The sequence below is a fragment of the Streptomyces antnestii genome (assembly GCF_004005495.1).
Lineage (GTDB): Bacteria > Actinomycetota > Actinomycetes > Streptomycetales > Streptomycetaceae > Streptomyces > Streptomyces antnestii.
The window spans coordinates 604156-626778 of record NZ_RZYA01000002.1 but is presented as its reverse complement, the minus strand read 5'-3'; the positions used below and the strand labels follow the sequence as shown (position 1 = coordinate 626778).

At 71.2% G+C, this 22623-nt stretch carries 22 protein-coding genes; 7 read left to right on the top strand and 15 right to left on the bottom strand.

Annotated features, from left to right (window positions below; translation table 11 throughout):
- Nucleotides 1-10: 10 nt before the first annotated feature.
- Nucleotides 11-1027, top strand: coding sequence for an ArsR/SmtB family transcription factor (locus EOT10_RS07610; RefSeq protein ID WP_127827268.1), 1017 nt, complete (start codon nucleotides 11-13; stop codon nucleotides 1025-1027).
- A 45-nt stretch (nucleotides 1028-1072) separates the two neighbouring features.
- On the opposite strand, the gene EOT10_RS07605 is transcribed toward EOT10_RS07610, so the two are convergent.
- The 9 genes from EOT10_RS07605 to EOT10_RS07565 all read right to left on the bottom strand — a co-directional run bounded on the left by EOT10_RS07605 (nucleotide 1073) and on the right by EOT10_RS07565 (nucleotide 12394).
- A complete protein-coding gene (locus tag EOT10_RS07605) occupies nucleotides 1073-2398 on the bottom strand; it encodes an MFS transporter (protein WP_223280864.1) in 1326 nt (441 codons plus the stop codon).
- A 143-nt stretch (nucleotides 2399-2541) separates the two neighbouring features.
- On the bottom strand, nucleotides 2542-2988 hold the full coding sequence (locus EOT10_RS07600; protein ID WP_127827267.1) for a DUF7144 family membrane protein: 447 nt from the start codon (nucleotides 2986-2988) through the stop codon (nucleotides 2542-2544).
- A gap of 72 nt (nucleotides 2989-3060) precedes the next feature.
- A complete protein-coding gene (locus EOT10_RS07595) occupies nucleotides 3061-3531 on the bottom strand; it encodes an SHOCT domain-containing protein (RefSeq protein WP_127827266.1) in 471 nt (156 codons plus the stop codon).
- Nucleotides 3532-3697: 166 nt separating this feature from the next.
- Nucleotides 3698-4360, bottom strand: a complete 663-nt coding sequence (locus tag EOT10_RS07590; RefSeq protein WP_127827265.1) for an HdeD family acid-resistance protein — start codon at nucleotides 4358-4360, stop codon at nucleotides 3698-3700.
- A 68-nt stretch (nucleotides 4361-4428) separates the two neighbouring features.
- Nucleotides 4429-6090, bottom strand: coding sequence for an MFS transporter (locus EOT10_RS07585; protein ID WP_127827264.1), 1662 nt, complete (start codon nucleotides 6088-6090; stop codon nucleotides 4429-4431).
- A gap of 164 nt (nucleotides 6091-6254) precedes the next feature.
- On the bottom strand, nucleotides 6255-8966 hold the full coding sequence (locus tag EOT10_RS07580) for a winged helix-turn-helix domain-containing protein (protein ID WP_127827263.1): 2712 nt from the start codon (nucleotides 8964-8966) through the stop codon (nucleotides 6255-6257).
- Between the two features lie 243 nt (nucleotides 8967-9209).
- The gene (locus EOT10_RS07575; RefSeq protein ID WP_127827262.1) at nucleotides 9210-9773 is read right to left on the bottom strand and encodes a nuclear transport factor 2 family protein; all 564 of its coding nucleotides are present in this window, start codon (nucleotides 9771-9773) and stop codon (nucleotides 9210-9212) included.
- A gap of 148 nt (nucleotides 9774-9921) precedes the next feature.
- On the bottom strand, nucleotides 9922-11091 hold the full coding sequence (locus tag EOT10_RS07570; RefSeq protein WP_127827261.1) for a PucR family transcriptional regulator: 1170 nt from the start codon (nucleotides 11089-11091) through the stop codon (nucleotides 9922-9924).
- Nucleotides 11092-11272: 181 nt separating this feature from the next.
- A complete protein-coding gene (locus EOT10_RS07565; RefSeq protein ID WP_127827260.1) occupies nucleotides 11273-12394 on the bottom strand; it encodes a PP2C family protein-serine/threonine phosphatase in 1122 nt (373 codons plus the stop codon).
- Nucleotides 12395-12502: 108 nt separating this feature from the next.
- Here EOT10_RS07565 and EOT10_RS07560 point away from each other — a divergent pair, with 108 nt between their 5' ends.
- Both EOT10_RS07560 and EOT10_RS07555 read left to right on the top strand, forming a co-directional pair.
- Nucleotides 12503-12712, top strand: coding sequence for a helix-turn-helix domain-containing protein (locus tag EOT10_RS07560; protein ID WP_043228359.1), 210 nt, complete (start codon nucleotides 12503-12505; stop codon nucleotides 12710-12712).
- On the top strand, nucleotides 12712-13266 hold the full coding sequence (locus EOT10_RS07555) for a Clp protease N-terminal domain-containing protein (protein ID WP_127827259.1): 555 nt from the start codon (nucleotides 12712-12714) through the stop codon (nucleotides 13264-13266). Before EOT10_RS07560 ends, EOT10_RS07555 begins: the two co-directional genes overlap by 1 nt.
- A 66-nt stretch (nucleotides 13267-13332) precedes the next feature.
- On the opposite strand, the gene EOT10_RS07550 is transcribed toward EOT10_RS07555, so the two are convergent.
- A complete protein-coding gene (locus EOT10_RS07550; RefSeq protein ID WP_223280863.1) occupies nucleotides 13333-14883 on the bottom strand; it encodes an FAD-dependent oxidoreductase in 1551 nt (516 codons plus the stop codon).
- A 161-nt stretch (nucleotides 14884-15044) separates the two neighbouring features.
- Here EOT10_RS07550 and EOT10_RS41835 point away from each other — a divergent pair, with 161 nt between their 5' ends.
- A complete protein-coding gene (locus EOT10_RS41835) occupies nucleotides 15045-15266 on the top strand; it encodes a hypothetical protein (protein ID WP_223280862.1) in 222 nt (73 codons plus the stop codon).
- A complete protein-coding gene (locus tag EOT10_RS41830) occupies nucleotides 15254-15613 on the top strand; it encodes a hypothetical protein (protein WP_223280861.1) in 360 nt (119 codons plus the stop codon). The genes EOT10_RS41835 and EOT10_RS41830 overlap by 13 nt, the downstream gene beginning before the upstream one ends.
- A gap of 121 nt (nucleotides 15614-15734) precedes the next feature.
- On the opposite strand, the gene EOT10_RS07540 is transcribed toward EOT10_RS41830, so the two are convergent.
- The 5 genes from EOT10_RS07540 to EOT10_RS07520 all read right to left on the bottom strand — a co-directional run bounded on the left by EOT10_RS07540 (nucleotide 15735) and on the right by EOT10_RS07520 (nucleotide 20205).
- On the bottom strand, nucleotides 15735-16619 hold the full coding sequence (locus EOT10_RS07540) for an SDR family NAD(P)-dependent oxidoreductase (protein ID WP_189491326.1): 885 nt from the start codon (nucleotides 16617-16619) through the stop codon (nucleotides 15735-15737).
- Nucleotides 16616-17500, bottom strand: a complete 885-nt coding sequence (locus tag EOT10_RS07535; RefSeq protein WP_127827256.1) for an LLM class F420-dependent oxidoreductase — start codon at nucleotides 17498-17500, stop codon at nucleotides 16616-16618. The genes EOT10_RS07540 and EOT10_RS07535 overlap by 4 nt, the downstream gene beginning before the upstream one ends.
- Before the next feature lie 88 nt (nucleotides 17501-17588).
- A complete protein-coding gene (locus EOT10_RS07530) occupies nucleotides 17589-18023 on the bottom strand; it encodes a nuclear transport factor 2 family protein (RefSeq protein ID WP_127827255.1) in 435 nt (144 codons plus the stop codon).
- Between the two features lie 114 nt (nucleotides 18024-18137).
- On the bottom strand, nucleotides 18138-19277 hold the full coding sequence (locus tag EOT10_RS07525; RefSeq protein ID WP_127827254.1) for an acyl-CoA dehydrogenase family protein: 1140 nt from the start codon (nucleotides 19275-19277) through the stop codon (nucleotides 18138-18140).
- 46 nt (nucleotides 19278-19323) lie between these two features.
- Entirely contained in the window at nucleotides 19324-20205 is an 882-nt protein-coding gene (locus EOT10_RS07520) for an enoyl-CoA hydratase (RefSeq protein WP_127827253.1), read from the bottom strand.
- A 119-nt stretch (nucleotides 20206-20324) separates the two neighbouring features.
- Here EOT10_RS07520 and EOT10_RS07515 point away from each other — a divergent pair, with 119 nt between their 5' ends.
- Together EOT10_RS07515 and EOT10_RS07510 are read left to right on the top strand one after the other, a co-directional pair.
- A complete protein-coding gene (locus EOT10_RS07515) occupies nucleotides 20325-21503 on the top strand; it encodes an acyl-CoA dehydrogenase family protein (RefSeq protein ID WP_127827252.1) in 1179 nt (392 codons plus the stop codon).
- Nucleotides 21504-21678: 175 nt separating this feature from the next.
- The gene (locus EOT10_RS07510) at nucleotides 21679-22602 is read left to right on the top strand and encodes an IclR family transcriptional regulator (RefSeq protein WP_431313263.1); all 924 of its coding nucleotides are present in this window, start codon (nucleotides 21679-21681) and stop codon (nucleotides 22600-22602) included.
- Nucleotides 22603-22623 lie beyond the last annotated feature (21 nt).

Sequence of the window (22623 nt, the reverse complement as noted above, 5' to 3'; positions counted from 1 at the left end):
GGTCGTACGGATGGGCTTGTGGCAGATCGACACGGACACCCTTGCGCACAGCCGATTCGTGCTCTCCCCGTTCGCCGAGACGTTCGCGAGCCTGAAGCTGCTGCACGCGGGTACCGGCGCCCACGCGGGCGAGGAGACGTGGTTACGCGCGCACCTGCCCGGCTACCGCGCGTATCTCGCCGCCGACCCGGTGGTCGCACGGCTCGTGCAGGTGGCGATCGGGACGTCCTGGATCGCCGACTTCTTCTGCCCCACCTCGTGCGAGGGGGAGAGCTTCGAGGAGACCGTGGCCCGGGTGCGGGCGGCCGGGGCCGAGGAGGCACGGGCCGACCTCCGCGTATGCCTCAAGGGCCCGCTCCCCGCCACTCTGGAGCGAGACGATCTGCCCGGACGGGCGACCTCGCTGTTGACGTACGTCTGGGAGGAGGCCGTGCGGCCGTACTGGGAGCGGCGACGGCGGATCCTGGAGGCCGATGTGATCGCGCGGACCGCTCGGGTGAACCAGGGAGGCTGGGCAGCCGTGCTCGACTCGCTCAAACCCGGCACGCGCTGGCTCGGCGAGAGCCGCTTCCAGGTCAACCAGAGCGCTTATCCGCCGCGGGAGATCGCTGCCGGGGCGGATCTGCTGTTCATGCCGGTGACGCCGAGGACCAGTTGGGTGTCGTGGGAGGGGAAGGAGCGGTACGCGGTCGTCTACCCGTGTCTCGGCGTGCTCGCCGAGGATCACGACAGACGCCCCGTCCCGTCCGGACTCGGCGCACTCGTCGGGCCGGCGCGAGCCGCGCTGCTGTCACTGCTCGGAACTCCCATGAGCACGACCCATCTGGTCGCCGTCACCGGGCAGGGGCTCGGGTCGGTGGGCGGGCATCTGCGGGTGCTGCTGGACGCGGGCCTGGTGCGGCGGCGACGAGCCGGGCGGTCCGTGCTGTACGAGCGGACGGCGGCGGGGGAAGTGCTGATGAACGCCTCGTGCCAACCGGGTGGGGAACAGGACCAGTTGGGGGTTCAGCCGCCCGCGAGTCCGTGAAGGGCTGGGGAGTGAGCGGCTTGACGGGACAAAGACACGGTGACGTCAACTCGTCGCAACGGGGCTGGAATCGGGGGCAAGTTGGGGAACGTCGCGCAAGTGGCGGAGCGGGGAGAGGAAAACGAACCAGCCGGCCGCCCACGCGCCGGTGAAGGCCAGCCAGAGCGCGGGCCGCACCCCGATCAGCGTGCCGAGCGCCCCGCCCAGGACCCCGCCGACCGGCAGCGTGCCCCATACGACCCAGCGCACGGCCGCGTTCATCCGGCCCATCAGCTCCGGCGGTGTCACCGATTGCCGGTAGCTGAGCTGCGCGACGTTGTACACCATCCCGGCGAAGTACGCGATGCCCGAGCCCAGCGGGTACAGCAGCACTCCCCAGCCGCGCCAGGCAGCCGCCGCGACGACCTGCGGCGCGCTGAACACCAGCATCGACACCCAGATGACGCGCGCGGATCCGACCTTCTCGGCGAGTCGGCCCGCGAGCACTCCCCCGGCGATCCCGCCGATGGCCGCGCCCGCCATGACCAGGCCCGTGAGCGCGGGACGCACGTGCAGCACCCGGACGAGGAAGACCATCGTGAGCGCCATGCTCATGCCGCTGAACAGGTTCGCGGTGGCCGTGCACGCCACGATCCTGCGCAGGATCTCGTGCCGGAGGACGAACCTCAGCCCCTCGGCGATCTGGCTCCGCAGCGTCTGGTCCGCTCCCCGCGCCGACGGCGGCTCCTCACGGGTCCTGATCCCGAAGACCGACAGGACCGAGACCCCGTAGGAGATCGCGTCGGCCGTCATCGCCCCCGCGGCGCCGAAAAGCCCGACCAGTCCCCCGCCCAGGCTCGGTCCCCCGAGTTGCGCGAACGCCTGGGTGGTCCCGAGCTTTCCGTTGGCGTCCATCAGGTGATCGGCGCTGATGAGTGACGGCACGTAACTCTGGTACGAGACGTCGAAGAACACGGTGCACACACCGGCGGCGACCGCGACGGCGTAGAGCTGCGCCATCGTCAGGCTGCCGAACGCGGCCGCGAGCGGGACCGAGCCGATGATCAGCAGGCGGAGGACGTCGCAGACGATCATGATGGTGCGTTTGGAGCCGCGGTCCACGAGCGCGCCCGCGGGCAACGCGATCAGCGCGAAGGCCAGCGTGGTGGCGGCGGTCAGCAGCCCGACCTGGAACGTGCTCGCCTTCAGCGCGACGACCGCGACCAGGGGCAGCGCGACCTGGGCGACCGCCGAACCCATCTCACTGACCGTCTGGCCGCTCCACAGCAGCATGAAGTCCCGCTGCCGCCACAGGCTCGGGCGGTGCCCCGGTCTCGGGCCGTCGGCCTCCGCCCCGGCATCCCGCACATCGCTCGCCGCTTCCTTCGCCACGCCAACTCCCCCTCGGACGCACGGCCCGGACCATGTCGCCGATCACCGGCACGTCGGCACAGTACTCTCGGCGAACGCCGACGGTCCAAAGTCGTAGGCGGAGAGGGGAAGTTGGCGCGCTCGGGTCTCCTGATCCCGGCGGGTCACGCTGCCCGCGGTGGTTTCTCCGACGAGTCGAAGGACTCGTCCTTCTTCGCCACGCACAGCGCCCAGATGACGAAGCCGGAGGCTGCGATCATCACGATCGACCAGGCCGGGTAGTACGGCAGGGAGAGGAAGTTGGCGATGATGACGAGAGCCGCGATGGCCACACCGGCCACGCGTGCCCACACCGACGCCTGGAACAGCCCGATTCCGACGATCACACCGACCACGCCGAGGGCGAGGTGGATCCAGCCCCAGCTGGTCAGGTCGAACGCGTAGGTGTAGTTCCTCGTCGTGACGAAGATGTCGTCCTTGGCGATCGCCGCGATGCCTCTCATGATGGCGAGGACTCCGACGATCATGAGCGAGACTCCGGCGAAGACCGTCAGGCCCGAGGCCCAGTGCTGCTTCGCTGTGTGCGCGTGTCCGGGATGTACGGCGGTCATCCGGGATACCTCATTTCGGTTGGGTGGAGTGAGGGTCGTCCGAGGTTCCTGACTGCGTGTGTCTGACCGCGCTCAGCCACCGGACTTGGCGTGTCCGTCGCCTGAGTGCCCGGAGGTACCCGACCCGGCCAGGACCATTTCCTTCGCCTTCTTGAACTCCTCGTCCGTGATGTCGCCCCGCGCACGGATCTCCGACAGCCGGGCGAGTTCGTCGACACTGCTCGCCCCGCCTTCGCCACCCCGGGCGGTTTCCCGGATGTACTTGTCCATCGCTTCCTGCTGTGCGCGTGCCTGTGCCAACTCCCGCTTGCCCATGTCCTTGCCGCGGGTGATCACATAGACGAACACGCCCAGGAAGGGCAGGACGCAGGCGAAGACCAGCCAGCCGGCCTTCCCCCAGCCGCTCAGCGAGTCGTCGCGGAAGATGTCGACGACGACCTTGAAGAGCAGGACGAACCACATGATCCACAGGAAGAACCACAGCATCGTCCAGAAGGCGCTCAGCAGCGGAAAGTCGTACGCGAGAACGGTCTGCGCGCTCATATCTCTCCTCCAACCCGGACGCGCCTCCGTCGCGGACACGCTCCCGGAAGGTGGTTTTGTGCCGCTCTCAGCGTGCCCACGGCAAAGGCCGGGGCGCCTCACCCAAAGCGGGTGAGGCATGCGTGCCGTCGGCGGATCGAGGGGGTTCGGCGGATCGAGCGGGTTCTCAGACAGTCTCGGTGGGTCCGCCGGGCATCGGGGCTCCGGCCTTGCGGACCGCGGCCCGCCATGCGAGGGCGGCCGCCAGCTCGCACAGACCGAGCAGCACCATCCACAGCCCCAGCAGACGGGTCAACGCGTGGGCCGACTCGGCCGGCAGAGCCAGTACGACGATCCCCGCCACGATGCCTAGCACCGCCACGGCGAGGACGAAGCCACGGTGCGGCAGATCCTTGGTGGCCAGAGCCGTGTGAAGGGTGATGACACCGGACACCAGCCAGACGGCCCCGACGACCAGCGACAGTGCCGCGATGGTCTGCAACGGGTTACGCAGGCACAGCACACCGGCCAGGACGTACAGCACGGCGAGCAGCAGCCCGGTCAGCCGCTGTCCGTGTCCCTCCTGGGAAAAGGACGACACGAAACGGAAGGCCCCGGTCGCGAGCAGGTACAGACCGATCAGGACGGCCAGCACGTGCAGGGTCTCGTCCGGCCAGACCAGAACGAAGATGCCCGGTACCAACGTCGTGACGGCCGCCCCCAGGATCCACAGCCAGGAACGCCCGAGGGCCGCCAGCGCCAACGCGGGACCCTCGTCCGGCGGGCCCGGGGCCGCGCCGAAGGGGTCCGGCTGCGGTCCGGTGGGCTGTGCCGAACGCGCATCGCTCACGGCTCCTCCTCACACGCGCAGGTGTGACCCCTCGAAGCCAGTGTCCCGCGCGCCGTGCCCTCGGGGAATCACCCTTGTGGGGTGATGTCGGTGTCGGTGTCGGTGTCGGTTCCGGCGTCGGTGTCGGTGTCGGTGTCGGTGTCAGGGGGTTGTGCTTCGCCCGTTCGTCCGGTCGGCAACCCCTTCGTGACCAGGAAGCTGGCGAGGGTGATCCCTCCGGTGGCCAGTATCGCCGTCTTCAGCCCCTGCAACTGCGCCGTGGCGTAGGAGTCCGTGACGGCGTCGACTTCGGCAGGCGGCAGCCCGGCCTCCTCGGCCGCCGAGCGCACCTGCTGCGTGGAGACGAAGGAGATCCCGGCCTCCAGCGCCACTCCCGTCTGCTGCCGGGCTTCCGGCGACAGCCGTGGATCGCCCTCCACCTGCGTGGTGAAAGCCTGTGCCAGGGCACCGATGAGCAGGGAACCGATGAGTGCGGTGCCCAGTGCGGAGCCCAGGTTCTGGGCGGTGAACTGCAACCCGCCCGCCTCACTGCGCTCCTTCTCCCCCACGCCGGTCTGGATGACGTTGCCCAGCTGCGACGCCATCAGTCCCATGCCCACGCCGAGCACGGCCATGGCCGCCGCGAACTGCGCGTCGTCGATCACCGGGTCGATGGTGGCCAGCAGCCACACCACCGCCCCGGTCAGTGTCGCCAGGGCCAGGCGGACCACTCGGCGTGGTCCCGCGACCCGGCCGAGGCGGGAGCCGACCGTGGACGCGACCAGCATGGTCGCGGACACGGGGAGCAGGCGCAGACCTGTCTGGAAGGCGTCGAAGCCCTGCACCACCTGGAGATACAGCGGGATGGTGAAGAACAGGCCGAGAAGGATGAGGTTCTGGCTGAGCAGCGAGAGGAGACCGGAGCGCAGCACGGGTTGGCGCAGCAGTGTGAGGTGCACCAGGGGATCGGTGCCGCCGGCGACCCGGCGCCGCTCCCAGTGTGTGAAGAGGACCAGGACCGCCACTCCGGCGCCGATGACGAACAGGGTCGGGGAGAAGCCCAGGACGGTGAAGGGCGGATTGCGGGGCTGCACCCATCCCCAGGTCCCGCTCTGCAGGACACCGAGCACGCCGAGCGCAAGGCCGCACGCCGAGAGCGCCGCGCCGACGCCGTCCAGCCTGGGGGGCGGGCCGATCCGGGGGGTTTCCTTGATCACCCGACGGCAGAGGAGGACGGCCACGACGACGACCACCTCACCGGCGAAGACGAGCCGCCACGTGAGGTACGTGGTCATCCAGCCGCCCAGCAGCGGACCGACCGCGATGCCCGCGCCGGCGAGCCCGCCGACGACTCCATAGGCGACGGCCCGGTCCCGCCCCCGGTAGTTCTCGGCGACGAGGGCCGCCATGGCCGGCAGCACCATCGCGGCGCCGAGTCCTTCGATCACCGACCAGCCGAGCGCGAGCACCCCGAGGGTGGGAGCCACTGCGGTGAGGGCCGATCCGGTGCCGTACACGGCGAGGCCCAGGAAGAACATGCGCCGACGCCCGTAGATGTCTCCCAGCCGGCCGCCGACGATCATGAATGCGGCCATGACCAGGGCGTAGAGCGTGATGACAGCCTGGATGGCGGTGACCTCGGTGTCGAAGTCTTCGACGAGTTTGCTGATGGACACGTTCATGACCGAGGTGTCCAGCACCATGAGGAACTGGGCCGCCCCGAGCACGATCAACGCCCGCCAGTGGGACACGGGGTGCTCCCGGTTCTGAGTCGGCCTGGCGCCTTCGGCGCCCCGCGTCCCAAGGGGCGCGTTTCTGCTGCCGCGTCCATCACACCGGACGAACGCCGTCGGTGCCTCACCCGTTCCGGGGGAGACGAACGGGCCGAGCGGGCGCGGCCTTTCGCGAGGTCAGGTCACAGCAGTCCCAGGTCCCGTGCCCGGCGCACGGCGTCGCTGCGCCGGTTCACCGCCAGCTTGCGATAAAGGCCCTTGAGATGCGTCTTCACCGTGTTCACGGACACGAACAGATCGGCCGCGATCTCCTGCGTGGACATCAGCTGGGCCAGCCGCCGCAGGACGTCGAGCTCGCGTCCGCTCAGTTCCTCGAGGACGGGCAGCGACAGTTCCACGGTGGTCCGCCCGAGGGAGCCGTGCCCGTCGGAGCCGGTCAGGAGCCAGTCCTGGGCAAGAGGACGCAACTGGTCGGTGTCGAGTACGGGGAGGATCCACGGGCCGATGTCCAGGAACGGCCGACGCAACCGGTCACGCCGAGCGGCCAGCAGTGCCTGGGAAACGAGACGACGGACCGTGGCGGTGTCCCCTGCCTGGTGCGCGGCCTGGGCACGCACCAGGTCGGCCCGGACTGTCACCGCCGGGCCCGGCCGGGCGCTGCCGAACAGGCTCTCGATCATGTCCAGTGCGTCGTCGCGGTGCCCCGACGCGAGCCGCACCCGCGCGGCCTCGATCGCACAGGCCGGCCGGTCCTCCGCCACGCCCGCCAGCACCTTCTCGGCCTTCTCCGGACAGCCCAGGGCCAGATGAGCGGCGGAGGTGACGAGGGCGGCGTGGTCCTCCGCCCAGGGCGAGTTCACCACCGCGGGGACGGTCGAGTTCGCCGCCTCCAGCGCGGCTCGGGTGTCTCCCCTGGCCAGCAGCAGGCGCCCGGTGATGATGGCCCTGCTGGCCTGCGTCACCGGGTCCTCCAGAAGCGCGCCCGAGCCGGCCATGTCATCCAGGAGGGCCTCGGCCTCATCCAGCTCGTCGCGATCGACGAGGACAGCGGCCAGGACCAACTGGCCGATGCCGGAGCCCGACCGTCGGGGCAGGCCGTAGCGTTTCGCCTCACGCCCGGCCTCCAGTGCCCTGCTCTCCGCCCGGCCGAGCCAGCCGTCCAAGTAGTCGATCAGCGCCAGATGGCCGAGACACTCCAGGCGGGGAAGCGCCATCTGGGCTCCGCCCTTGCGCCCGGCGACCGCAGACAGGGGAACGCGCGCGTCCTCGAAACGGCCGGCCCACAGTCGGGCGGAGCCGAGGTGAGTGAGCACGAGGGCGGTGACCTCCGGATGCTCACCCAAAAGGCGCGCGGGGACATCCCGGGTGAGCGTCTGTGCCGCCTCCGCGGCCTGCTCCGCTCTGCCCGGGGAACCGGTCAGCCGTGCCGAGAGAGCTTCGAGCAGGGCGCAGCTCAGCCGGGCGGCGGCAGGGCCGGACCCGTTCCCGTCCAGGGAGGGCGCGCCTTGGCCGGACCCGTTCCCGTCCAGGCATTCCTCCGCGTGGTGCAGGTGATGCAGGCCCGGTTCGAGCTCTCGGTGCGCCAGCTCACAGGCCGCGCGGACGAGGTCGGCCGCCGGTCCCGTCGCGTCCGGGCTCATCCTCGCGAACAAGTGGGACAGGTCCGCGGAGTGCACGCCGGTGAACAGCTGTCCGATCGCCAGGTCGCCGACGACGAGGCCGGCGGTGAACTCCCATTCGCCTGCGGCCGCCCCCTGGGCCAGCGCTTCGGGCAGGAGTCCGGCGCGCCTCAACCACAGCGCGGCACGACGGCGGACTTCGGTCTCGAGCCCCGGTGCGCGCTCGCGCAGGTGGGCGCGGAGGACTTCCCTGAACAGGGGCTGCAGTCGGTACCACGAGTGCCCGAGATACTGGACGAACGCGTTCTCCCGGCACAGCACGGCCAGGGTCGGTTCCGCATCGGTCCGGAGCGTCATGGCGTTCGCCAGATCAGGACAGAAGCGCTCCAGGACGCTGACGCGCAGCAGCAGGTCCTGTGTGTCGGGCGGACGCGGGTCGAGAGCCTCGGCCAGGAGGAAGTCGCCCACAACACTCCGGCCGGCTTCGAACTCCCTCAGATACGTCTCGGGATCCGAGCTCTGGCGGGCCGCCATGGCACAGAGCTTCAGGCCCGCGGCCCATCCCTGTGTGCGCGCCGTCAGGGCGTGCGTGGCGCTCTTGGACGGATACAGGCCGTGCAGCCTCAGGAGTTCCACGGTCTCCGCCCGGGTGAAGGCAAGCTCCGTGTCCCGGATCTCCGTCAGCTCGCCGGACGCCCGGTAGCGGTGCGTGAGCAGCAGTGGATCGGTGCGGGTGGCAAGCACCAGACGCAGTCCCTCTCCCGCATGGCGCAGGACGAACTCCAGTTGCTCCGCGATCTCCGGCGTGGTGACGCGACCGTATGCGTCGAGTACGAGGACCACGGGGCGGTCACGGCCCTGGAGTACGGCGGCGAGGCGGGACAGCATCCCGCGGTCCACGCTGTCCGCGTCGGAAGGGCTCCCGACCTCCTCGGGCACGGACACGTCGGCGGCACGCAGAGCCTCCAGGACATACGCCCAGAACAGTCCTGGAGCTCGGTCGGCCTCGTCAACGGTGAGCCAGGCGACCGGGATGTCCAGGCCCGCAGCCCAGTCGGCCACCGCAAGGGTTTTGCCTGCGCCCGCCGACCCGTTGACCACCGTCAAAGGCGTGATCAAGGCCCGGTCGAGCTTCTCGGTCAGTCGCTCGCGGCGCAGAAACCCTTCGGGGCTCGGCGGCAGCGTGAAACGGGCCCGCAGAAACGGGAGACCGGAAGGATCGACCGTCCCCGAACAGGTCGCCGGGTGCTGATCATGCTCGTCGATCACGGTCATGGGTCCATCACCACTGTCCGTCCAGCTCTGGCCAGTGCCCTCACGCCCAGCATCTCAGCCTCCACGCACCCACGCGCGGCGAGGCCGTGGCCGGACGGCCCGGGGCGCGTGGTTCAGGTGAGGGACTCGCCGTTCTGGGCGCGCCGTCGACGAGTACGGGCGAGGTGGTCAAAGACCACCCCGACCACCCCGACCGCTTAGGACAGTCGTTCCCCCAGCCCCCGATGCCCGGCGCGAGAGGCCCTACGCCGGCGCGTCCTGGGAGCCGTGCACCAGGTCGATGTACTGCCGGGGCAGTTCGTCCAGCGACAGCTTCGTGATGCTCGCCGGGCCCGAGCTGTACGAGTCCTCACCCTGGACCAGGCCGTCCTCGTCGACCGGCCACAGCAGCAGCAGGCGGTTCACGACGAGGTAGTCGGCGGACTCGTCGTCCACCGGCAGGCCGAGCTGCGCCGCGTAGGAGCCGGGGTAGATCTGCTTCAGGTAGCCCTCGGTGACCAGGCAGTGGTCGTCGAGCACGAGTCGGTCGATCGCGAACTCGAGGACGTTGCTCCGGGACGCGACGAAGTTCGCGTAGTAGGTGCGCACGCCGTCGGTGGTCTTCGGGCCGACGTCCTGGCCGCCGTTCCAGAAGTGGTAGTCGGGTGTGGGACTCAGGGTCGCCATCAACCGGTCGAGGTCCGGCGCGGCCTCAGCCTTCATGTGCTCGATCACCACGTTCAGCACCACCCGGTGCCGCTCGTCCTTCGTGACGGACAGGCGCTCCTCGAGCGGCGCCCAGGTGCGCTGCGGGTCGATGACAGGCATGGAGGGGTTCCTGTTCTGGAGTAGGGGCGGGGCGCGACCCGGGATCCGGGCCCGCGCCTCGATTGTGGTGAGCGCGCCCGGCCACCGCAGCAGACGGCCGTCGGCCGATGGGGGCGGGACGGCCGACTCCCGTCGGGTGTCCGGGAGTTCACCCGGTGGGGTGCCCCGTGCCGCCGTCCGCCCCCTCGGCCGCCGCGAGTTCGGCCGAGGACAGTGCCATCCGGCGCAGCATCAGCACCAGGGTGGCGATGAACCGGTCGATCGAGTTCCCCAGGTCCCAGTCCGTTGCGGCCTCCACGCGGGCGAGCCGGCTCGCCACCGTGCTGTGGTGGACGTGCAGTTCGCAGGCAGTCCTGCGCAGCGACCCGTAGACGCAGAACGCCTCCAGCGTGTCCACGTCCTGGGCGCCCGTCGCCGTCGCGGCCAGCGCGTTGACCCGGGCGATGCCGCGCGCCCCGAGGAGCCGGCCCAGTGGCACGTCGGCGAGCAGGTCCAGCGGGCCGAGCCGGCCGAACGCCACCGCGCGCCGCCCGTACACGGTCGACGACGCGAACCGCAGCGCGCGCCGGGCCTGCGCCCACGACGTCGGCGCCGCGTACACGCTCATCCGCTCGCCGATGCCGATCCACGGCCCGTGTCCGCCGCCGGGACGCGGCGGCGCAGGGGCCGCGGCGGCGAGGGCGGTGTGCAGGGCGTCGCAGAGCAGCCGGTCCTCGACCGGCGTCTGTGTCAGGACCGCGGTCAGCCCGCCGGTCGGCGCCGAGCGGACGAGGCGCCCGGGGCAGACGCGCTCGATCAACTCGACGACCGGGCCGGCCTGATCCGCGTACAGGGCCAGTACGCGGACGTCCCGGCCCGGGTCGAGGCCCGACAGCTCGACGGCGCGGACGCGGTCGGTGCGGTGCTCGTCGTCGGAGAGGAGGACCTCGACCAGGGCCGGGTCGCCGAGGTGCAGTCCTGTGCGCGCGGGCGGGCGGACGTCCAGCATGCGCAGGGCGTGAAGCAGCCGGTCGAGGAGCACCTGGTCCAGGGGGTGCGCGGGCCCGGCGCGTTCGAGCCACGCCTCGGGGAGCGGCCGGGCGCCGGCGTCCGGGACCTGGGGCACGCCGTCGAGTCGGTCGCCGAGCGGGCCGTAGCGGACGACGATGCCGGAGGGCAGCCGCCCGCCGGTCCCGCACTCGGCGAGGGCGGCGGCATGCTTGACGACGGTGTCCGCGTCGGCCGCGGATTCCCCGAGCCCGTCGAAGTACGCGACGATCCGCATCATCGACTCCGGACCTGACCCGAGCCCGGACATTCGCAGTTGCTCGTGCTCCATCCCCGCAGGGTAGTGAGCTGTCGGCGTGGCGGGAACAGTGATCGATCGACCGATGCCCGGCTCTGACCAGGCGGCATCCGGCCGGCGCGCCGCCCGCCACGTCGTCGACGGAGACCGGGCGCGAGCGCGGATCAGCCCCGCATCGTCCTCTCCGCACCTACACGTCCGGCGCGAGCCGTTCCTACCCGTCCGGCGCGAGCCGTTCGATCGCCACCAGTGCCGCGTCGTCGCCGAGATGGCCGCCCGCGTGCGCCTCCAGATCGGAGCGGAGACGGCCGAGCAGGGTCGGTGGGTCGTCGCCGGCCCAGGCGGTGAGCCGGTCGCTGAGGGGGTAGAAGGCGCGCGAGTGGTCTCGGGCCTCGACGACTCCGTCCGTGTAGAGAAGGAGTACGTCGCCCACGTCGAAGGGGAAAGTCTCCACCGTCACCTCGGAGAACAGGACGTCCGACAGTCCCAGCGGAGGGCTCGGCTCGGCCGTGTCGAGGGGGATCACCTGCCCGTCCCGCAGAAGGAGCGGCGGCGGGTGGCCGCAGTTCACGAGCCGTACCTGCGGCTCGTGATCGGGGATGTCGAGCACCAGCGCGGTGACGAAGGCCTCGTCCGTGTGGTCGGCCGCATCCGTCAGGTCCGCCGGCTCCTCTCCCGAGTCGACTCCCGCCTCCAGGTGGCCGATCAGTCGCGGCAGTTCCGGCTCGCGGCGGGCCATGGCCCGGAAGGCGCCCAGGACGAGTGACGCTTCGCTGATCGCGTCGAGCCCCTTGCCTCTGGCGTCCCCGATCAGCAGCCGGGTCCCGGACGGTGTGCGGGCCGCCGCGTACAGGTCGCCGCCCATCTGCGCCTCTTCCTCGGCCGCCAGGTAGACCGAGGCGATGCGTAGCGGTCCTGCCCGTTGGGGCAGCGGACGCAGGACGACGCTCTGCGCGGCGTGGGCGATGGAGCGCAGCCGCGCCACCCGGATCTCGTCGCGTTCCCGCAGGTGGGCGAAGAACGTCGCGATGATCGAGATCAGGACAAGCGCGACGATCTGATACGTGTGGTTGAGGTCCGTGAGGCTGGCCCGCGTGATCGCCACCACCGACTCGGCGAGCACCGCGACCCCGCCCACGAAGGCCGTCATACGTGGTCCCGCGAACGACGCCGTCACCGCCGGCGCCGCGATCAGGAACGGCCCCAGGTGGACATCGGGCGGCGACAGGATGTCCACCACCGTGACCGCCACGATCAGTGCGAACGGCACGGCGAGCAGCAGCCGTCCGCCGCGCCGTGACAGGCGGGGGGCGGGGGCTCGCCGTCGGGGGTCCATGGGAAAGGCATACCTCAGGCGCTGAGGCGTGTCCTGTTGCCTTGCCCCACGGAGCCCTGCCGTCAATCACGGTTGACACAATCGACCCTGTCAACCTACATTGACAACATGACCGATGCGACCGATCTCGCCGCACGGGCGGGTGACCGCGACCCCCGGGTGGGGCTGCGGGCCGTCTCCGCCCTGCGGCGGCTGTTGGAACAGTTGGAAGCCGTCCAGGTGCGCAGTGCGCGTCACCAGGGATGGTCGTGGCAGGAGATCGCGACCGAGCTGGGGGTCAGCCGGCAAGCCGTCCACAAGAAGTACGGGAGGCAGTGATGTTCGAACGGTTCACGAAAAGCGCACGTGCCGTGGTGAAGGGGGCGGTCGAGCACGCGGACCGGTCCGGTGCGACGGTCGTCACGGAAGAGCACCTGCTGCTGGCCCTGCTCGACCGGGACGGCACACGGGCGTCGGCAGCGCTGCGGGAGCTGTGCCCGCCGGACCGCCGCCCGTTCCTGGCAGCCGCACTGGCCGACGCCCGGCGCCGGGCCGGGTTGTCCCGCGCCGATGCCGAGGCCCTGGCAGACCTCGGCATCGACGTCGGCGCGATCGTGGCGCGGGTCGAAGAGACCCATGGCGCCGGCGCGCTGGCGGCCCACCGCGAGAACGCCGGGCGGCCGTCGGGGCGCCGGCCCTTCTCCCGGGAGGCCAAGACCGTCCTGGAGAAGTCCCTCCGGGTGGCGGTGGCCCGCAAGGACCGGGAGATCGGTGACGAGCACCTGCTGCTGGCGCTCACCTTGACGGGCGGGACCGTCGCCGAGACCCTGGCCGACCACGGCGTGACCTACACCTCCGTCAGTGCGGCGGTCTTCAGCCCGACGGCACCCTGATCCGCGCTTCGAACGCGGCACGCGGCGCTCGTGACCGTGATCACCTCCCGGATCAGCGCCTTCGGATCAGCTGCCCGCTCCCTGCTCCGCCATGTGCGAGGCGGCGATGTGCCCGAAGACCATCGCGGAGCCGATCGGCACGCCGGGGCCCGGATAGTACGGGCCGGACACCGAGGCGGCGGTGTTGCCCGCCGCGTAGAGACCGGGGATCGGCGTGCCGTCCTCGCGCAGCGCCCGCGCGAGGACGTCGGTCCGTACCCCGCCCTTGGTGCCCAGGTCGCCGAGGACGATCTGCACGGCGTGGAACGGCCCCTCCTCGATCGGGACCAGGCAGGGGTTCGCGCCCTCGCCCTGGGCGAAGAACCGGTCGTAGGCGTCCTCGCCGCGGTGGAAGTCCTCGTCCACCCCGTCGGCGGCGTAGCCGTTGAAGGCCTGCACGGTGGTCCGCAGCGCCTCCGTGTCGACGCCGATCCGCTCGGCGAGGCCGTGGAGGGTGTCGGCGGTGTGCCACAGCCCGGCCTCGGTGAATGCCTTGCGGTCGGCGGGGACGACGGTGATGCCGGGCAGCTCGTCGCCGAACCGGCCGTCGAAGACCCACCAGACCGGACTGTCGTGCGTGGTTCCCGCCTTGGCCGCCAGCATCTGACGGCCCATCTGGTCGTACGGCAGTGACTCGTTGGCGAAGCGGCGGCCGGAGCCGTCGACGAAGATGCCACCGTGCAGCCCCAGCGTGAAGGCGGCCGAGCCGTCGGGGAAGCGCAGCGACGGGCACCACCAGGACTGGTCGAGCAGGCCGGTGGCGGCTCCGGCCTCGACGGCGGCGGTGATCGCGTCGCCGGTGTTGCCGCCGGGCGCGCCCATCGTCCAGTCGGCGCCGGGGAGGTCCTGCCAGGTGCGGCGCAGCTCGGCGTTGGCCTCGAAGCCGCCGGCGGCGAGGAGGACGCCCCGGCGGGCGCGGATCCGCAGCGTGCGGCCGTCCTGCTCGGCCTCCGCGCCGATGACCGCACCGTCCTCGGTGATCAGCCGGGTGAGGGCGGTGTGCCGGAGGGTACGGCCGTTGCCGGTCGACTCCAGCGCGAGCAGCAGCCGGCCTATCAGGGCCCGGCCGTCGGTGAGCGGGCCGTCGGGAACGGGCAGGCCGAGCCGTTCGGCCCACGCCGGGGGGCGTACGGCGTCGAGCAGTTCCCGCGGTCCGTCGGCCGTGGGCAGGTCGACGGGGAAGACGGCGCGGCCGGCCTCGAACCGGCCGGGGGCGGCGAAGTAGTCGGGGAAGGGCCGGTACTCGAAGCGGACGTGCGGGTTGTCCTCCAGGAAGGCGACCGTCTCCGCGGCGCCGTCGAGGTAGGCGTCCTGCACCTCGTGCGGGGTGGCGTCACCGACCACCGCACGGAAGTAGGCGCGCCCGAGGTCGGCGGAGTCCTCCAGGCCGTCGCGGGCCTGGCTCTGATTGCCCGGCAGCCACAGGCCGGCTCCGGCGTAGGCGGTGGTGCCGCCGAAGTACGCGGTCTTCTCGATGACCAGGGTGTCGAGGCCGCGGGACGCCGCGCCGTACGCGCCGACGAGCGAGCCGCCGCCGGAACCGACCACCAGGACGTCGCACTCCTGGTCCCATGCCATGTCTGCGTTTTCCATCTCGTCCCTCGGGTGTGGTGGTTGACGGTGTGGGTCGTGTGCGCGGAAAGGTCCGCCGGGGAGAGCAGTCTTGGCCCGCGGGGGGATCGCGGCCACAGCGGTTTCCCGCAGACCGGGAATGTACGCGCGCGAGGAGGAGTCGAAGAGTGCGTGAAGCGCAGAAGCAGTTCGCCGGTGGCGTGCTCGCCGTGACCGGTGGTGGATCCGGTGTGGGAGAGGGCCTGGCCAGGTACGCTGCCTCGCTCGGCATGGCGGTCGCGATCGCCGACATCGACCTCGATGCGGCCACCACGGTCGCCGACGAGCTCGTCCGGGCGGTCCGCGGCAGGCGCCCTACATCGTCAGCAAGCACGCGGTGCTCGCCCTGACCGAGTGCCTCGAGCTCGACCTCGAGACCGCGGGGATCGACATCTCGGTCGCCGCGATCCTGCCCGGTCCCGTGGCGAGCAGGATCTTCGAGTCGGCGGGCGGGGTCGAGTCCGGCGACCGTGCCGCCTCCGAGGCCGAGCGCGCCGCGATGTTGCAGGTCAAGGAGGTGTCCATGTCCGCTCTCGAGGCGGCCGAGGTCGTCTTCGCCCAGGGCGCCGCCGCGGACTTCTACCTGCTGACGCACCTGGAAATGGTCGGCGGCGCCATGGCGATGCGCGCCGAGCAGCTCCGTACGCGCAGTGCGCCGCGGCTCATGACCGGCGACTTCGACGCGAGCGCCTCATAGTCCACGCGTAGCCCCACCCGGGGCGCCTCATAGTCCACGCGTAGCCCCACGCGGGGCGCCTCATAGTCCACGCGTAAGCCCACGCGGGGCGCCCCGTAGTCCACGCGGGGCGCCGTCGCGGTCAGTGCAGCGGGCGCGGCATGTTGGTGAACCGCTGCTCGTCGCGCCGGAACCAGCCGGGTGCGGCGAGGGTGCCGCCGTCCACCCGCAAGGTCTCGCCGGTGATGAACCGTGACTGTTCCGACAGCAGGAAAACCACCGCGTCGCCGTGGTCGGAAGCATGACCGAAGCGGCCGACCGGCACCCAACTGCCCACATGGTCGGCGTACTTGGCGCGGGTGCCGGCCCACATCGGGGTCTGCGGGCTGTCCGTCAGGTCGGGTGCGACGGCGTTGACGCGGATGCCGTACTGACCGACCTCCGCCGCCAGGGAGGCGGTGAAGTTGACCACGGCGGCCTTGAAGGCGCCGTAGACGGCGTTGCCGGGTATGCCGCGCAGGCCCTCGACCGAGGTGAGGTTGACGATGCCGCCGCGGCCGCGTTCCGCCATTCCCGGCAGGAACGCCCGGGTGACGCGGAGGATGTGCAGCAGGTTGAGGTCGTACATGTGTTGCCAGTCGGTCTCGTCGCTGGTGAGGAAGGGGCCGGCGGGCCGGTAGTCCCCGACGTTGTTCACCAGGAAGTCCGCCGGACCGGCCAGGTCCGTCAGCTCGGCGACCGTGTCCGGGGCGCGGATGTCTCCGACCACGATCTCCGGTTCGGCGCCGCTCTCCTCGGCGGCCAGGTCGGCGGTACGGCGGGCCGCCCCGGCATCGACGTCGGCCAGGACGACCCGCGCCCCGTGCCAGATCAGGGCGCGCACGATGCCCGCCCCGATGCCTCCGCCCCCGCCGGTGACCACGGCCGTGCGGTGCGCGAACAGGGGCGCGTCGGGTACGCGGGGCAGGGCGGACGGCGCGGGCGGCTCCGGCGGGACGGGCAGCCCGTCGGAGGGGAGGGACGTCACTGCTTCAGCCCCAGCTTCCGCGCGGCCTCGGACATCTCCTCCAGGAGGGCGTCGACGGTGGTGGCTCGCCCGGAGCCGGACAGCAACAGCCGCTGCGCACCGAGCCCTTCTGCCCATTCGGCCTTGTCGGCGGCGCGCGGCAGCGTCGCGCCCAGGGTCAGCTCGATCTCCTGCGGGTCACGCCCGGCCGCGCGTGCCTCCTCGTGCAGCAGCGAGAGTGCGGCCCCGAGTTCCTCGCCGGCCAGCCCCAGTGGCTGGAACCCGTCACCGAGCCGTCCCGCGCGCCGGACCGCGGCGGCCGAGTGCCCGCCGATGTGCAGGGGCACTCCGGAGGCCCGGTGCGGCTTGGGGTAGCTGTGCGCGCCCCGGACGGTGAAGAACTCGCCCGAGAAATCGACACCTTGGGCGTCCTGGCCGCGCCACAGCGCGCGCATCAGGTCGATCGCCTCGTCCGCGATGCGCCCGCGGCGCCGGAAGTCACCCCCGCAGGCCTCGATCTCCTCACGCATCCAGCCGAGCCCCAGGCAGATCCGCAACCGCCCGCGGCTCAGCCGGTCCAGCGTCGCGAGCCGCTTGGCCAGCACCACGGGATGGTGGTTGGGCAGTACGAGGACGCCGGTGGCGAGACCGATCCGTTCCGTCGAAGCGGCCAGGAAGGCCAGCAGCTCCAGCGGGTCGGGGTACGGACAGTCGTCGGGCAGGGGCAACTTGCCGTCGGGCGCGTACGGGTAGCGGCTCTCCGTGTCACTGACGACCACGGCGTGCTCGACCGCGCTGACGGACTCGAAGCCGAGTTCCTCCGCGTGCCGGACCACCTTCACGATCTCGTCCGGGTCGGCGGTGATACCGAGCCCGACAGGGAGCACCAGGGCGTATTTCATCAGCCTCTCCTCATAGGTACAGGTCCAAGTAATGCCAGCCGAGCCGGTGGGGGCGGTGCGCAGCGAGCGCGGCGCGGCCGCCGGGCGGTCATGTGCCGGCGGCCGGGTACGTACGGCGCTCGTGCCACAGCAGATGCACGGTGCGGGCGGCGATGCGCCAGCCGTCGGCCGTGCGTACGTAGTCGTCCTCGTAGCGGACGGGGATCACCAGGTCCACGCTGCCTCTGGGGTCGGCGTCGTAGTGGTGGGCGAGGCAGTAGACGACGCCGGTCGCGGTGGATCCGTCCACGTCGGCGAGGTGATTGCCGACGAGGTGGAAGGTGTGCCGGAAGGCCGCCAACTCGTCGAGGATCTGCGCCCGTTCCTGCGCGGACGTCCGCTCCCGCCCCACCGTGCCGTCCGCCCTGTGCACCACGAGGCGCGCGTCGGGGGTGAACACCTCCCCCAGCAGATCGCGATCCTTGCGGTCCACGGCGAGCGCGTACGTCTCCACCAGGCGCCGCAGATCGAGCAGGTCGTTCATCGAATCACCGGGCCCCTCCGGGCAGTTGCGTGGCCTGCGGAGTCAGGAGCGCGTTGTCCCGGAACCCCGACTCTAACCAAGCAGGCGCTTGGCCACCAGAGGGTCGGCCCTGACCTAGCACTGGTTCGGGTCGAGAGAGGACCGGCGTGCCACGACGTGCCGGAAGAGGCGCTGTCGGTGCTCGTGCGGCTGGCCGAACAGCTGGGACGTCGCGTGAGCCCGCTTGAACACCATCTGGGCGTCGTGTTCCCAGGTGATCGCGATCCCGCCGTGCAGCTGGACGGCGTCCGAGGCCACCTTGTTGAGCGCTTCGGAACACCACGCCTTGGCCAGGGCCGCCCGCTCGGGCAGGTCCGGATCCAGGCGGGCCGCGGACCACGCCGCCGCCCACGAGGCCGACCGGGCCGTCTCGACCTGGACCAGCATGTCGGCCATGCGGTGCTTCAGCGCCTGGAACGAGCCGATGGGGCGGCCGAACTGGACGCGTTCCTTGCTGTAGGCCACCGTCATGTCCAGGGCACGCCGGGCAGCGCCCACCTGCAGGGCCGTCACGGCGACGGCGGCGATGTCGTGCAGCGTGGCGAGCGCACCGGTCGCGTCGAGGGTCAGCGGCGCGCCCGGGACTCCGTCGAACTCCACCCGGGCCAGGCTCACGGTGGTGTCCATCGCAGGAGTGGAGGTGGTGCGGACCCGGTCGTCGGCGGCGTCCACCTCGAAGAGGCCGACCTGCCCGGGTCCGGTCCTCGCGACGACGACAAAGGTGTGGGCCGCCGCGCCGTCGAGGACGAGCGTAGCCGGTCCGGACAGGTGCCACTGCGCCCCTTCCACGGCCTGTACGTCGCTGCGGTCGGTCCGCCAGCGCCCGTCCTCTCCGGCCCAGCAGACGGCGGCCGTCCGGGTGCCCTCGGCGATGCCCGGCAGCAGGCGAGCACACGCCGGCTCGTTCCCGCTCAGCAGCAGGGCCTGGGCGGCGAGCACTCCCGAGCCGAGGAGCGGGGACGGCGTGAGCGCCGCGCCCAGTTCCTCCAGTACGGCGTGCGTCTCGAGCAGGCTGAAGCCGGCGCCGCCGTACTGCTCGGGGATCGCGAGGCTCGCCACCACCAACTGCTCGCACAGGGTGCGCCACAGGCCCTCGTCATGGCCGGGGGCCTGTGCGACGGCCTTGCGCACGGCGCCACTGTCGCTGCGGCGGCCGAGCAACTTCCGTACGGTCGCGGCGAGTTCGTCGCGCTCCTCGGTGGGTGCGAATGTCATCCGGTCGCCCTTCGGTGAGATTCCGGGGTGGGGTGCGGGCCGGGGTTCACGCGGTGCCCGCCGTCTGCCGACCCGAGTCGCGCATCGCCCGGGCGTCCATGCCGGCCAGGGAGTCGGCGCCCACCTCGGCGTTGTGGGCGTGCGCGACGTGGTGCAGGCCGAAGACGGAGTCCATCCCGGAGCGCATCCCCTGCAGGTCCTCCGCCTGATTGATCGCCTTCTTGGTCAGCGCCAGGCCGAAGCGGGGCATCGCGCTGATCCGCTCGGCCAGGGCGAACACCGTCGACTCCAGCTCCTCGCGGGGCACGACGTGGTTGACCATGCCTAGCTGGTGCGCGCGCCGGGCGCCGAAGCGGTCCCCGGTGTACAGGAACTCCTTGGCGGCCCGCGGGTTCATCACCCAGGGATGCGCGAAGAACTCGACACCGGGGATGCCCATCCGCACGACGGGGTCGGAGAAGAACGCGTCCTCCGAGGCGACGATGAAGTCGCAGGACCAGGCCAGCATGAGGCCGCCCGCGATGCACGCGCCCTGCACCATGGCGATCACCGGCTTGGGTATCTCGCGCCAGCGGCGGCACATCCCCAGGTAGACCTCGGACTCGCGGGCGAAGCGGGAGTCGGCGCCCTGCTTGTCGGTGTGGTCCCACCACATGACGGCTTTGCGCTCGAAGGTCTCGTGGATGTCGCGGCCGGGCGTGCCGATGTCGTGCCCTGCGCTGAAGTGCTCGCCCGCGCCGGCCAGGACGATGACCTTGACGTCGTCGTCGTCGACCGCCCGGGTGAAGGCGGCGTCCAGGGCGTAAGTCACCTTCGAGTTCTGCGCGTTGCGGTACTGGGGCCGGTTCACGGTGACCACGGCGACGGTGCCGCGGACCTCGTAGGTGACGACCTGTTCCTCGACGGGGCGGCTCTCCGCTGTGGACATACCAGCTCCTTCACTGCGACCCTGGGCGCTAACCAAACAAGTGCTTGGTGGGGTACTGTAATGGAAAGCCCAGCTCTCGACCAGCACCAAAGAACCGGCGGCCTCTTCGAGGGGGAATCGTGGACCTGGCGCACTCACCACAGGACGAAGCCTTCCGACAGGAGGTGAGGGACTGGCTCCGGACGGAACTCTCCGGCGACTTCGCCGGCATCCGCGGACGCGGCGGATCGGGCAGCGAGCACGAGGCGTACGAGGAACGGCTCGCCTGGGACCGGCACATGGCCGCCCACGGGTGGACCTGCATCGGCTGGCCCGAGGAACACGGCGGCCGGGGACTCTCCCTCACCCAGCAGGTGATCTTCCACGAGGAGTACGCGAGGGCGGACGGCCCCGCCCGGGTCAACCATCTCGGCGAGGAACTGCTCGGCCCCACCCTCATCGCCTTCGGCACCCAGGAGCAGAAGGACCGGTTCCTGCCGAAGATCCGCGCGGTGGAGGAGCTGTGGTGCCAGGGCTACTCCGAGCCCGGGGCGGGCTCGGATCTCGCGGCCGTCTCGACGCGCGCCCGCCTGGAGCGGGCGACGGAACCGGGCCGCCCGGACCAGTGGGTGATCGACGGGCAGAAGGTGTGGACGTCACTGGCGCACCTGGCCGACTGGTGCTTCGTCGTCGCGAGGACCGAACCGGGCTCGACGCGGCACGCAGGGCTGTCGTATCTCCTGGTGCCCATGCGGCAGGACGGCGTCGACGTGCGGCCGATCAACCAGCTGACCGGCACGTCCGAGTTCAACGAGGTGTTCTTCGACGGCGCCCGCACCGATGCCTCGCTCGTCGTGGGCACCCCCGGTGACGGCTGGAAGGTCGCAATGGCGACGCTCGGGTTCGAGCGCGGCGTCTCCACCCTCGGGCAGCAGATCGGATTCGCCCGCGAGCTGGAGACCGTGGTGACCCTGGCCCGGCACACCGGAGCGATCGACGACCCCGCGATCCAGGACCGCATCACCCGTGCCCACATGGGACTTGAGGTGATCAGGCTCAACGCACTGCGCATGCTGGCCGGTTCACAGGGGCCCGAGGCGTCCATCGCCAAGCTGCTGTGGGGGACGTGGCACCGCAACCTCGGAGAGCTGGCCATGGAGGTGGCGGGCGCCTCCTCGCTGACGGTCCAGGACGCACCCTACGAACTCGACGCGTTCCAGCGCCTGTTCCTCTTCAGCCGGGCGGACACGATCTACGGCGGCTCGAACGAGATCCAGCGCAACATCATCGCCGAGCGCGTGCTCGGTCTCCCCAAGTAGCGGCTCCCGCATAGCGTCCCCAAAAGGCGTCGCGATATTTCGTTTCGAAACACCTCGTGCCGGTTTCTTCCCTCCGCGCAGGGCGGCGTGGCATGGTTCGTTCAACGCCGAAATACGTGCGTAGCATCACGAACCTATCCCGTTGAGCAGGGGGTTTCCTGTGCCTCGAACGGCAGTGGTGGACGGTCGGAACGCGTCGGTCCCTGGGAACGGTGAGAGGCCGGCGTCACCGGCCTCCCAACCTCCGGAGCCCGGGCCAGGCACGGCAGCTCCGTCCCTCCTGGAGAAAGCCGAGCAGGTGCTCGGTGCGTTCGACCGCGCGCACCCGCGGCTCTCCCTCACCGAGGTGATCCGCCGCTCGGGCCTCAGCCGCTCCTCCGCGCACCGCATCCTCGACCAACTGGTGCAGCTGCGCTGGCTGGAGCGGGAGGGCCGCGAGTACTGCATGGGCCTGCGGCTCCTGGAGCACGGCGGGCTCGCCGCGCACCACAACCGGCTGCTCCGGGCGGCTCTGCCCCGCCTCGACGCACTCCACGATGCGACAGGAAAGCTTGTTCAGCTGTTCGTGCTGGACGGCACCGAGGTGGTCTGTCTGGAGCGCATCGGCTCCCTCGACGACCATGCGCTGCCCACCCACGTCGGCGCCCGCCTGCCCGCCCATTGCGCCGCCGCGGGCAAGGCCATCCTCGGCTTCGGCGACCCGGCCGACGTGGAGCGGGTGCTCGAGGCGGGCCTGTCCCCTCGCACGCTGCACACCGTGACGCGCCCGCTCCTCTTCCGTACGGAACTGGTCTCCGTCCGCGAGACGGGTGTCGCGTGGGATCCGCAGGGGACGTGTCGGGGCCTCGTGTCCGCCGCCGTTCCGCTGCGGGGAGCCGGACGGGCGATCGCCGCGGTCTCCGTGTCGTCGACGGGCCACTACCGCACCCTGGAACGCCTGGCCCCGATGCTCCAGTCGTGCGCCCGATCGATCTGGACCGAGCTGTACGGTCCGGGGCGCGCGGCCCGCTTCGCTCCCCCGGTGGAGGCTCCCCAGGCGGCAGTTCCGGTGCCGATGGACAGCATGCTGCGGTGGGCGCGGGCCGGCAGCTGGATGTGACGGGAGGGAGGGAGTGTGGGG

What these genes read in the sequence shown, in the direction of transcription:
- EOT10_RS07555 (WP_127827259.1), top strand. Translation starts at nt 12,712, where the DNA reads ATGTTCGAACGGTTCACGAAAAGCGCACGTGCCGTGGTGAAGGGGGCG.
- EOT10_RS07560 (WP_043228359.1), top strand. Translation starts at nt 12,503, where the DNA reads ATGACCGATGCGACCGATCTCGCCGCACGGGCGGGTGACCGCGACCCC.
- EOT10_RS07575 (WP_127827262.1), bottom strand. Translation starts at nt 9,773, where the DNA reads ATGCCTGTCATCGACCCGCAGCGCACCTGGGCGCCGCTCGAGGAGCGC.
- EOT10_RS07570 (WP_127827261.1), bottom strand. Translation starts at nt 11,091, where the DNA reads ATGGAGCACGAGCAACTGCGAATGTCCGGGCTCGGGTCAGGTCCGGAG.
- EOT10_RS07535 (WP_127827256.1), bottom strand. Translation starts at nt 17,500, where the DNA reads ATGAAATACGCCCTGGTGCTCCCTGTCGGGCTCGGTATCACCGCCGAC.
- EOT10_RS07525 (WP_127827254.1), bottom strand. Translation starts at nt 19,277, where the DNA reads ATGACATTCGCACCCACCGAGGAGCGCGACGAACTCGCCGCGACCGTA.
- EOT10_RS07600 (WP_127827267.1), bottom strand. Translation starts at nt 2,988, where the DNA reads ATGACCGCCGTACATCCCGGACACGCGCACACAGCGAAGCAGCACTGG.
- EOT10_RS07550 (WP_223280863.1), bottom strand. Translation starts at nt 14,883, where the DNA reads ATGGCATGGGACCAGGAGTGCGACGTCCTGGTGGTCGGTTCCGGCGGC.
- EOT10_RS07595 (WP_127827266.1), bottom strand. Translation starts at nt 3,531, where the DNA reads ATGAGCGCGCAGACCGTTCTCGCGTACGACTTTCCGCTGCTGAGCGCC.
- EOT10_RS07565 (WP_127827260.1), bottom strand. Translation starts at nt 12,394, where the DNA reads ATGGACCCCCGACGGCGAGCCCCCGCCCCCCGCCTGTCACGGCGCGGC.
- EOT10_RS07530 (WP_127827255.1), bottom strand. Translation starts at nt 18,023, where the DNA reads ATGAACGACCTGCTCGATCTGCGGCGCCTGGTGGAGACGTACGCGCTC.
- EOT10_RS07580 (WP_127827263.1), bottom strand. Translation starts at nt 8,966, where the DNA reads ATGACCGTGATCGACGAGCATGATCAGCACCCGGCGACCTGTTCGGGG.
- EOT10_RS07520 (WP_127827253.1), bottom strand. Translation starts at nt 20,205, where the DNA reads ATGTCCACAGCGGAGAGCCGCCCCGTCGAGGAACAGGTCGTCACCTAC.
- EOT10_RS07610 (WP_127827268.1), top strand. Translation starts at nt 11, where the DNA reads ATGGGCTTGTGGCAGATCGACACGGACACCCTTGCGCACAGCCGATTC.